This is a genomic window from Cytophaga aurantiaca DSM 3654 (assembly GCF_000379725.1).
Classification (GTDB): Bacteria; Bacteroidota; Bacteroidia; order Cytophagales; family Cytophagaceae; genus Cytophaga; species Cytophaga aurantiaca.
In genome coordinates this window covers 118,009-127,864 of sequence record NZ_KB903624.1, presented here as the reverse complement: position 1 = coordinate 127,864, position 9,856 = coordinate 118,009, and the positions used below count along the sequence as shown (strand labels likewise).

Below are 9,856 nucleotides of genomic sequence, written 5' to 3'. Positions count from 1 at the left end.
AAATTTCTATTTGATGCCTGTTCAAATAAGCCGGCAAAGGACTAAATCCACGGATAGGTCTAACCTAGTTGCGCCATAGTTCACCTTTGCCGGTGGTTATTTTAATTAATTTATTTAGAATTCTTTAGAATAAAAATATACCCAAACAGAATCGTATCACTGCAGAAGGACGGTTGATACCGTCTTTCGCTTTGATAAATATGAATTCTTATTTCTTGGAATTTTACTACGGCGTAAATCTAAAGGTTGTGCCTTTTCGGCCAACCACATAGTAACTAACAACAGCGATCAATCCCCAACATACGTAAACGGAAAATACACCGTAACCATCGAAGCAACTGCCTGATCATTTTTTACTGCAGGCGACCACTTTGGCATCTTCTTAATCACACGTTGAATTTCATTGCTGATCGCTGCATTGGGAGAATGGTAGATGGTGATATTTCCAATTTCACCCGTCGGTTCAATTTTTAGCTCTACTTCAACTTTTCCTGTATAAGCTGTTTCCACTGCATTGTAGGGATACTTGATATTGGACAATAGGAATTTATTCAACGCATCGTCTCCGCCCGGAAAATCTGCCAGCGTTTTTACAGCAGCCGTACCCGTAGCTGTATGTACGGTAGCAGAATTGTCAGGTGTCTGCGTTTGTGGCGTTACCGGAACAACAGATGTTACAGTTGAAGATTGTGGTGTCGATGAAATAGGCTTTGTTAGAGGTGCATCAGTCGTGTCCTGAAGCGGAACAGTATTGTTTTTTTGTATGGTATCAACTTCCTGTGTTTTCTTTTCGTGTTCAATATTTTCTTCGTGTATTTCAAATAAGAAGATCAATCCTACTGCAACAATCACCGCTACAATACTTAATACCTTTACGTTTTTATAAACGGGTTTTGTCGCTTTTTTATAATCATACATCGCCGCTTTATTCAATACCTTGTCGAAGTTTTTATGTTTGTTAATTTCTTCGTCGCTGGGCAGTTGAGGGCTCTTTTTTATATCGTACTTACTCATTGCTTTTTCCTTTCATTTCTAACATCCACTTGCGTACTTTTTCGAGGATGCGGTATGTTTTCACCTTCGCATTATTTTCGGTCATGTTCATAATTTCTCCGACCTCCTTGAATGATTTACTTTCAAAGAAGCGCCATTGCACCAGCTGCACTTCGTCTGACTTTAATTTTTCCATACAAAGCGGCAGCAGTTTCAGATAGATATCTTCTTCGTTGCTTTCCTGCAAGTCTTCATTCAGCAAATGAATGCTGGTATCGTCGATGCAAATGGTTTCGCGTTTGTTGTATTTTCTGAAATACATATTCGCTTCATTTGCAGCAATCCGATACAGCCATGCCGAATAGGGAACGCCCTTAAATTCGTAGGCCTGTATGCTGGATAAGGCTTTAGAGAACACATCTGAACAGAGATCTCCAGCCACGTCCATATCATTCACTTTTCGAAAGATGTACAGAAATATTGTTTTATAATATTTCTCGTACAGCACGGAAAAGTGTTTGGGATGCTCCTTTGCCTTCTCGATCCAGCGCAGTTCATCCTCAATTTCTTCGGTATTTTTGTGATATTTTGATTCCAAGGTCAATGGTATAATGAAAAAACATTGAAAAGATACAAAAAATCTTGCTTTTCAAGTCATATTCTGCGGGGAACACGGCTGTTTATTGTAATTTTGTAATTCAGGGCATTCCTATTGAACGAATATAAAATTCAATCGGTTGAAGTACTGAAAAAATAATTATTGTAATAAGCAGAATTGAATGATATATCCATCGGATCTGGAAAGTAAAATCGGGTTTGACCAAATACGTGAATTGCTGAAAGCTTCATGCAAAGGGAGAACCGCAATAACGATGCTGGAAGAACTTACGCCTTCCTATGACCTTACAGCTATAGAAAATGAGCTGAAAGAAACAGACGAATTTAAAAAAATTATAGAGTCGGGTCTGCTGTTCCCGGACCGCGATTTTGTTGACATTACGACGCTTGCAAATAAGATCCGTCTGGAAGGGCATTATCTGGAGATCGATGAATTGATGCAATGCAAATTGTTTTTGACAACATTGATTGCATGCCAATCCTTTTTCAAGAAAACAGAAACGGAAGCATACACACGTTTGCAGGAACGTGCCAATGCAGTTAAGATCGATTCAACTTTGTATAAGTCTATCAACCGTGTGATTGACGATCATGGGGTGATCCGTGATACTGCCTCAGACGAACTTCGGTTGATTCGCGAAGAATACCGAGAAGAGCAGATCAAACTTCGTAAAGAAGTTGAACGTTTGCTGCGTGTATTTAAAAAAGAAGGCTATACCGTTGATGATTCCGAAGCAACCATTCGTTCCGGAAGATTGGTATTGCCCGTACTTGCAGAGTACAAGCGTAAAGTACAAGGGATCATTCACGACGAATCCGGAACCGGTCAGACGGTATTCATGGAACCCATATCGCTATTACCTTACAACAACATCATTCGTGAGTTGGAGATCCGTGAGCGCAAAGAGATCATCCGCATACTCATGCAGCTGACTGATTTTATCCGTCCGTTTGCAGATGTGATGCAGGAAGCAAATCAATTGGTTGGCTGGTTTGATTTTATCCGTGCGAAGGCAACGCTTGCCAGTTCCATCAATGGTGTTATGCCTGTCCTGCAAAAGCAGCCCATCGTTAAATGGCACAATGCGCGCCATCCATTGTTGTGGCTGAAAAATCAGAAAGCAAAAAAAGAAGTCATGCCTTTGTCTATTCAGCTGGATGGACAAAATAGAATATTATTATTATCCGGACCGAACGCAGGAGGGAAGTCGGTATGCATGAAAACACTGGGTTTGCTGCAATACATGCTGCAGTGCGGTTTGCTTATACCGGTTGGCGAAGGAAGTGTAGCGGGTTTGTTTGATAATTTCTTTATTGATATCGGCGATTCACAATCACTGGATAATGATTTGAGTACCTACAGTTCGCACATTAAAAATCTTACTTTTTTCTTAGAACACGTTGATGCAAAAACGTTGTTGTTGATTGATGAGTTTGGTAGCGGTACCGATCCGATGTATGGATCAGCGATTGCTGAAGCGGCACTTGAGAAATTGAATGAACGCAAAGCAATGGGTATTATTACAACCCATTATGCGGGCTTAAAAGCATTGGCATCAAAAACGGAAGGCTTGATCAATGGTTCGATGCGTTTTGATACGGATCGTTTGATTCCTTTGTATACGCTGGATATAGGTGTTCCGGGAAGTTCATTTACACTGGAGATCGCAGAAAAATCCGGCTTAGCAAAAAATCTGATTGAGCAGGCGAGAACAAAGCTGGATCAGGAACAAGTGGATCTGTCTACCTTGCTGCGTGACATTGAACGTGAACGAACTACATTGCAACAGGAGATCCAGTCGGGTAGAGAGATGAAGGTGAAGCACGAAAAGCTTTCCAAAGAATTTGAAGAGAAGCTCGCAGAACTGCAGGATAAACGCAAACGTTTATTGCTGGAAGCAAAAGAAGAAGCATACCGCATTGTTCAGAAAGCAGATAGTAAAGCAGAAGAACTGATAAAATCAATTTCGAATGCGAAGGATAAGCACAGTGCCCAGAAGCATCGTCAGGAGATCCGTGAAGTAGGTAGAGTGTATGAGAAGGAATTAGAACCGGAAGTAAATACGAACGATAACGAACCGATCCGTTATGATTGGAAAACAGGTGATATTGTTCGTATCCGCAGCAACAATGCCATTGGTAAAATTGAATCTGTAAAAGGAAAGCTTGCAGTTGTCTTTATTGGTGATCTGAAAGCAACAGTTCATTTCTCTGAGTTAAGCACAGCAACAGCCAAAGATCTGAAAAGTAAAACCGAAGAACGTATTCCAAGAAATAAACCGGGAGGTGTTGATCTGATTCAAAAGCATCAGGTCTTTACCATGCAGCTGGATCTGCGCGGAAAACGTACTGAAGAAGCAATTGCCTTTACAGACAGATGGATCAACGATGCATTTATTTTAGGAATTGAAGAAGCCCGTATTCTTCATGGAAAAGGAGATGGTATCCTTCGGAAAATGCTGCGGGAACATTTGAAACAATTCAAACAGATTGTTTCCATGAACGATGAACACATTGATAGCGGTGGCGCAGGGATTACGGTGTTGAATATGCGATATTAAGTTTTACGTTCTAAGTAATAAGTTTTAAGATTGGACGCTTAACATTAAGTCATCTTATAACTTATTACTTAAAACATATTACTTTACAGTTCTCCCAACGCTTTCTTATAATTCATCTGTGCAACAAGCACATTGTAGATGCTTGTCAGATAATTATTCTGCGCATTCTGCAACGAGTATTCAGTATTTTTAAGTGCTGCAGCTGTTAATGTACCCTGATTGTAGCGATCCTGATCTAAGGTCATGATGGATTGTGCAAGTGCATAATTTTCTTTTGCATTCTGATATTGTCTGTAGGCCGTTGCCAATTGGTTGCGTGTATTTACTGTTTCAGATTGAATATCGTACTTCAGCTTTTCCAACGTATTTTTATTCTGTAAACTTCTTAATTTATATCCGGCAATGTTTCTGCTTTTTTCAAAACCGTCGAAGATCGGAATGTCTGCATGTATACCAACGTACGCATAAGGATACCAGGTATTGGTATTGAATAAGGTGATCTTGTCATTCTGATTTTGTATGGATGCATTTCCATATAAGTATACAGAAGGTAAATAAGAACGGTTTATTTTTTTTGCCTGAATTTCATTGATGCGTAGTAGGGAAGATTCCATTCTGTATTCATAACGCTGCTCCGGATTAACCTGGCTGTTTGCAGCCTGTTCAGAACTGTTGATCAGATTCTCTAACGAATCGGTTAATACCAGATTTGATTCTATCGGAACGATCAATTGTGTCTTTAATACAAGCAGACTATTTTCATAGTTTTGATTTGCTGTTTGTAAATTGTTTTTAGCGTTTGCCAGATCTAATTGATAACGTGAAAGGTCTGTTTTTAGTAACGTACCATTTGCATATTCGCTTTCTCCTTTTTTTACAATCGTTTCTGCTGTTTTAACATTCTCGGCGGAAAGTTTTATTTGTTCCTGATTCAACAGTACTTGATAGTAAGCTTGTGTAATGGCAGACTTTGCATCGATCTTATATTTTTCAAGACTTACCTGATCATATTCCTGCTGTGCGGCATTTACCAGTTTATCACCGGAAACGGTCGCGTTGAAAATATTCTGAGTTGCCGTAATAGAGGTTAATGTATTGTATGGTGTACCAAATTTGATAGGTGTATACTCATTACTGCCATTGTTGTTAAAACCGGGTGGCAACAGGTTTGTTGCCAGTACGGCGTTATATCTGAAATCAATACTCGCGTTTACCTGTGGCAAATTTTTACTTAATGTTTTTTGTCTGTTGCTTTCGCTGATCTGAACAGCAAGTTCTTGGTTTTTTATATCAAAGCGCTGTGCAAGACCAAGGTCAATAGCTTGTTTTAAACTTAGTTGAATGCTCGTATCTGTTTGTGCAAAGCCATTCAGACTTGCGATACAGCAAATAAATAATAAGCTGTTTTTTATAAATTGATTCATATAGGTTAGCCTCTAAATACTTGTGCAGGTTCTAATTTTGTAATGCGTCGGATGGCAAATAAACTTCCACCTAAGGCAATGAATAATGTGATGCCCAGGAATGTTGCCTTAAGCCAGAATGGATAATCGAAGATGGTACCAGCATTCGCAATTCCATTTTTGAAAGCTGTTACCAGGCCATAGCCAATAATAAATCCGATTACAGCGATGATGGATGCCTGCATCATGATCAACTTTCTGATGTATCCATTTGTTGCACCGATTGCTTTCAATGTTCCATAATCTTTGATGCGATCGATTGCAGAAGAGTAGAGGGTAAGGCCGATGATTACAAAGCCTGTGATCAATGCAAAGATGATCAGTGTTCCAAAGGAAAGTGCAATACCACTTGATTTTAAAACCGTAAGAATTGTTTGGTTTGCGAAGTTCTCGCTATCCCATGCTTTTATGCCTCGTACATGGCGTTCGATGTTTCGGATCACGAAATCCTTTGATACATTAGCATCCCATTGAACTAAGAAGGCGCTCGCTTTATTTTTAGAAAATTTTGTAAGAGAGCGTGCACGTTCAATAGTAGTGAACGAATAGGCAGGTCCACCGAATCCTCTTACACCTTTTGTCTGTCCTGCAATGTATACTTTGTTTCCATTGATCTCAAAGTAATCTCCCAGCACAGCTTCGCCTAATGCTTTCTTATCAAAAAAGTCTACAATGATTGCACCTTGCTGCAGCATGGTTTCTTTACTTCCTTTATATAAGTTCCATGGACCGCCATAGAAATAGGGGGCTTCAGAACCGATCAATGTGATGCCGCTAGATTGACCATTTTCAAATTTGGCTGATCCGCCTGCAATCACAATCGGAGAAACTTTTTTTACACCCGGAACGCTTTCAAGTTCTTTTCCGATTCGGATATCTAAAGCAGACAAGGCATTGACGTTGGTAGTCTTTGCATCGGTTACCCAAATGTACTCGCTGTTGTTCTTTACCAGACTCGACATGGCATTGGTAAGGAATATAAATATCCCGCACTGTTGTCCGATCAGGAAAACCGAGATTACGACACCGGCTAAAGCACCGATGGACTTGGGTTTGTCGAACCAAATGAATTTTAATGCTGTGAAAAACATAATATTATTTTAGTTCAATGATGCATTCAACTCTGCTTCCAATAAGTAATGTTTCTGTACTGTCTAATTGTACACGTACTTCACGCACGCGTCTGTCTTCCAGGTTATCTGCTTTATCAGAGAACAACGATTTTTTTCTAAGATAAGGAGCAGCTAAAATAACTTTACCCTTAGCCAATACAACCGTATCGCCTTGTGCACGCACATACGCAGGTTGCCCGATTTTTATTTGATCTGCAAACAATTCGTCAATCTCTGTAATAGCCATTACCGGGCCTTCCGGAGCGAAATCAGACAAGTTGGTACTCGTTGTTACTGTTGCACCTAGCTTGATATCGATTGAAAGTATTTTTCCGTTCAGAGGTGCTTTGATTGTTTTTTTATCAAGTATGGTTTGATAATATTCTACATCAGATGTTAATTCTGCCAAACGTTTTTGAGATTGCTGTAAATCTGTTTTAGCAGATTCAAGCTGCAGCTTCTTTGTTTCATTATTCAATTGTTCATCTTCGAATTGTTTTTTTGTAATCGCATTCGAGTTGAATAAATTTTGAGAACGATCGAAATTTACTTTGGCATTGTTCACATTGTTCTGTGCTGTTTTTAATGCAGCTTCGTTTTTTTCAATCACAGCCCTTTGAGTGGCAAGTTTGGATTGAGCCTGGTGTAATTGAGCTAGTTCCGTTGTGTTATCTAGTACATAAAGAATATCGCCTTTCTTAACAGACTGATTGATCTCGACGTTGATCTTTTTGACGATGCCGCTTGCTTCTGGCGTAAGTGTTAATATGCGTTGCAAAGGTTCAATGTTTGCAATACCTACTACTTCTTTAATCGTGATGGAATCAATGTTATTTAATTGTATTGTTTCTTTTTTATCTGATCCGCAGGAAAATAGGAGGAATGCAAATCCAATAAATGTAATTTTATGTATCATAAGTTTTGATTTAAATCAGTTAATTCTGTAACAGTTCCGTTTTTTACTTCAACAATTCTGTGCGCATATTCTTTTAAGCGTGGATCGTGCGTAACCACTACAACCGCTTTTCCATTTTCGGCTAGTGATCTTAATTCCTTCATAACTATGCTAACCGAATCTTTATCTAAGGATGCAGTTGGTTCGTCACATAAAATAATTTTAGGATTCGTTACCAATGCTCGTGCAATAGCGATGCGTTGCTGCTGTCCTCCGGATAATTGTTTCGGGAGATTTTTTTTTCGGTCCAGCATACCTACTTTCTCCAATGCTTTTTCTGTACGTTCTTTTGCTTCACCGGAAGAAATACCTTGCAACTGTAAAGGAAGTATAACATTATCGAATGCATTTAAAGGAGCAATGAGATTGAAATTCTGAAATACAAAACCAATAGTGTTCAATCTCAGCTTAGCCATCTGACTTTGATTCATTCCATTTACATTCTCATTGTCTACCGTAAGTTCGCCTTTACTTGGATAGATCACGCAGCCAATTAAAGATAACAATGTTGTCTTGCCGGATCCGGAAGGGCCTATAATCAGGAGTAGTTCTCCATCATTTACTTTGAAATTAGTCGTCTGGAGGGCCGTTATGGTCTGGTCTCCCATCTGATATTCTTTCGAAGCATTTTTTAATTCTGCAATTACCATGGTTCAAATTTAAATGATGTTATTTAATAAACAACAAAAACATTATAAAATATTTTAAAATATAACTAAAACATAGTAAATTTGTATTATGTCAGATAAAATAGTGGAATTGGTAAACCTGTGGCACGCTTTTGAAAAGGAAAATCCGAAAGCTGAGATACAGGATTTTTGCAGATCGTACTTATTGGGTATAAAGGAAGAGAAGCAACCTATAATAAAGTTTACGAAAGAAAATCCCAAAGGGAAAGTATTAGGTAAAGCATTGAACAGGCTCTCTAAAATGGCTATTTTTTATTCTAAGAAAAATTTAGTGGAGTTGGAATTGAAAACGCTGGAAGACTTTGTTTTTTTACGAAATCTAACGGAACTAGGCCCATTAACAAAAAAGCAATTGATTGATGCCCACATAACGGAGTATACAACCGGTATAGAAATTATCAAACGACTCATTCAATTGGGTTTGGTAAAAGAAAAAGAAAATCCCGAAGATAAGCGTGCTACAACCATTTTAACTACAGCGAAAGGGAAAGCGATGCTTGAAAAATGTTATCCGTATATGGGACAGATCGGCTCTGTTATTTTCGGTCCATTAACAGATGACGAATCTGTACAACTGGCACACATGCTTACGAAGTTGGATGCGATACATACCAATTTATATCATACCCAGCGTGATGCATCGTTAGATGAATTGCAGAAAATAATAAAGGCTATCGAAAAATAATTTCGATAGCCTTTTGCTTATAAATAGAATTTGTTCTTAATTCGAACCAAATACTTTTTTCAATAGATCACTTGTACGTGCACTTGCATCGTGTCTGATTTTCTTTTCTTCTTCAGCAACTTTAACAAACAATCCTTTTAACGCTTTTCCTGTAGTGAATGCTACAATGTCTGTGTTTACTTTTGTATGTGTTGTTGGCAGTTTGTTGTATGAAGTTGCCAGGTATGTCCATTGTGAAGCAACAAGATTGTTATCCAATGCTTTTTTAATGTGTGGTGTAAATGTGCTGTACAACGAATCGTATGTAGCTTTTCTCAAATAGGAAGTAGCAGAAGTGTCAGCACCTTTTAAGATTGCTTTTGCATCAGCGATTTTCATATTTGTGATTGCGTTTGTAAAGATTGGTGCTGCTTCGATTGCTGCATTTTCAGCAGAGCGGTTCATCGATAAAATAAATTTATCAACTTCTTTGCCCAGACCTATGCTTCTTAGCGTTGATTCCATTTTAGCCAATTCAGGTGGAAAAGGAATTTTAACTAATGGATTTCCATAGAAGCCATCTTTTTTATTTAAAGAATCTGCTGCCATTTTAGCGCCCTTTGTTAAGGCTTCTTTCAAGCCCTTTGCTATCTCATCTTCTGATAGCGGGACAGGAGTTTTTGTGGTTACTTTCGGTATAGTTTTAGGGATCTTAACACCTCCGATTTTTTGTCCGCACGATAGTGTAATACTCGCTGCGAAGAGGATAATTGCAAATACGATTTTGTTCATAGTTCTGGT

Annotated in this window: 9 protein-coding genes; 2 read left to right on the top strand and 7 right to left on the bottom strand. The window is 38.7% G+C overall.

Annotated elements, in window-relative coordinates; all coding sequences use genetic code 11:
• Nucleotides 1–288: 288 nt before the first annotated feature.
• Both A3EE_RS0104825 and A3EE_RS0104820 read right to left on the bottom strand, forming a co-directional pair.
• On the bottom strand, nucleotides 289–1,014 hold the full coding sequence (locus A3EE_RS0104825) for an energy transducer TonB (RefSeq protein WP_018342311.1): 726 nt from the start codon (nucleotides 1,012–1,014) through the stop codon (nucleotides 289–291).
• Entirely contained in the window at nucleotides 1,007–1,591 is a 585-nt protein-coding gene (locus tag A3EE_RS0104820) for an RNA polymerase sigma factor (RefSeq protein WP_018342310.1), read from the bottom strand. The genes A3EE_RS0104825 and A3EE_RS0104820 overlap by 8 nt, the downstream gene beginning before the upstream one ends.
• A gap of 181 nt (nucleotides 1,592–1,772) precedes the next feature.
• Here A3EE_RS0104820 and A3EE_RS0104815 point away from each other — a divergent pair, with 181 nt between their 5' ends.
• Nucleotides 1,773–4,172: an endonuclease MutS2 gene (locus tag A3EE_RS0104815; protein ID WP_018342309.1), complete on the top strand. Its 2,400-nt coding sequence runs from the start codon at nucleotides 1,773–1,775 to the stop codon at nucleotides 4,170–4,172.
• 83 nt (nucleotides 4,173–4,255) lie between these two features.
• Here the strand turns inward: A3EE_RS0104815 and A3EE_RS0104810 are convergent, their stop codons facing one another.
• The 4 genes from A3EE_RS0104810 to A3EE_RS0104795 are packed head-to-tail and all read right to left on the bottom strand — an operon-like array spanning nucleotide 4,256 to nucleotide 8,352.
• Nucleotides 4,256–5,596, bottom strand: coding sequence for a TolC family protein (locus A3EE_RS0104810; RefSeq protein ID WP_018342308.1), 1,341 nt, complete (start codon nucleotides 5,594–5,596; stop codon nucleotides 4,256–4,258).
• Nucleotides 5,597–5,601: 5 nt separating this feature from the next.
• Entirely contained in the window at nucleotides 5,602–6,726 is a 1,125-nt protein-coding gene (locus tag A3EE_RS0104805; RefSeq protein WP_018342307.1) for an ABC transporter permease, read from the bottom strand.
• Nucleotides 6,727–6,730: 4 nt separating this feature from the next.
• Entirely contained in the window at nucleotides 6,731–7,663 is a 933-nt protein-coding gene (locus A3EE_RS0104800; RefSeq protein WP_018342306.1) for an HlyD family secretion protein, read from the bottom strand.
• Nucleotides 7,660–8,352 carry an ABC transporter ATP-binding protein gene (locus A3EE_RS0104795; protein WP_018342305.1) on the bottom strand — a complete coding sequence of 231 codons (693 nt, stop codon included), beginning with the start codon at nucleotides 8,350–8,352 and terminating at the stop codon, nucleotides 7,660–7,662. The genes A3EE_RS0104800 and A3EE_RS0104795 overlap by 4 nt, the downstream gene beginning before the upstream one ends.
• A gap of 88 nt (nucleotides 8,353–8,440) precedes the next feature.
• Between A3EE_RS0104795 and A3EE_RS0104790 the strand changes: the two genes are divergently transcribed.
• On the top strand, nucleotides 8,441–9,076 hold the full coding sequence (locus A3EE_RS0104790; RefSeq protein ID WP_018342304.1) for a MarR family winged helix-turn-helix transcriptional regulator: 636 nt from the start codon (nucleotides 8,441–8,443) through the stop codon (nucleotides 9,074–9,076).
• A 36-nt stretch (nucleotides 9,077–9,112) separates the two neighbouring features.
• Here A3EE_RS0104790 and A3EE_RS0104785 read toward each other — a convergent pair whose 3' ends face one another.
• Nucleotides 9,113–9,847, bottom strand: coding sequence for a DUF4197 domain-containing protein (locus A3EE_RS0104785; RefSeq protein ID WP_033417563.1), 735 nt, complete (start codon nucleotides 9,845–9,847; stop codon nucleotides 9,113–9,115).
• Nucleotides 9,848–9,856: the final 9 nt, after the last annotated feature.

Excerpts from the sequence above, each read along its gene's own strand:
- A3EE_RS0104800 (WP_018342306.1), bottom strand. The coding sequence starts at position 7,663 with ATGATACATAAAATTACATTTATTGGATTTGCATTCCTCCTATTTTCC.
- A3EE_RS0104815 (WP_018342309.1), top strand. The coding sequence starts at position 1,773 with ATGATATATCCATCGGATCTGGAAAGTAAAATCGGGTTTGACCAAATA.
- A3EE_RS0104790 (WP_018342304.1), top strand. The coding sequence starts at position 8,441 with ATGTCAGATAAAATAGTGGAATTGGTAAACCTGTGGCACGCTTTTGAA.
- A3EE_RS0104785 (WP_033417563.1), bottom strand. The coding sequence starts at position 9,847 with ATGAACAAAATCGTATTTGCAATTATCCTCTTCGCAGCGAGTATTACA.
- A3EE_RS0104825 (WP_018342311.1), bottom strand. The coding sequence starts at position 1,014 with ATGAGTAAGTACGATATAAAAAAGAGCCCTCAACTGCCCAGCGACGAA.
- A3EE_RS0104795 (WP_018342305.1), bottom strand. The coding sequence starts at position 8,352 with ATGGTAATTGCAGAATTAAAAAATGCTTCGAAAGAATATCAGATGGGA.
- A3EE_RS0104810 (WP_018342308.1), bottom strand. The coding sequence starts at position 5,596 with ATGAATCAATTTATAAAAAACAGCTTATTATTTATTTGCTGTATCGCA.
- A3EE_RS0104805 (WP_018342307.1), bottom strand. The coding sequence starts at position 6,726 with ATGTTTTTCACAGCATTAAAATTCATTTGGTTCGACAAACCCAAGTCC.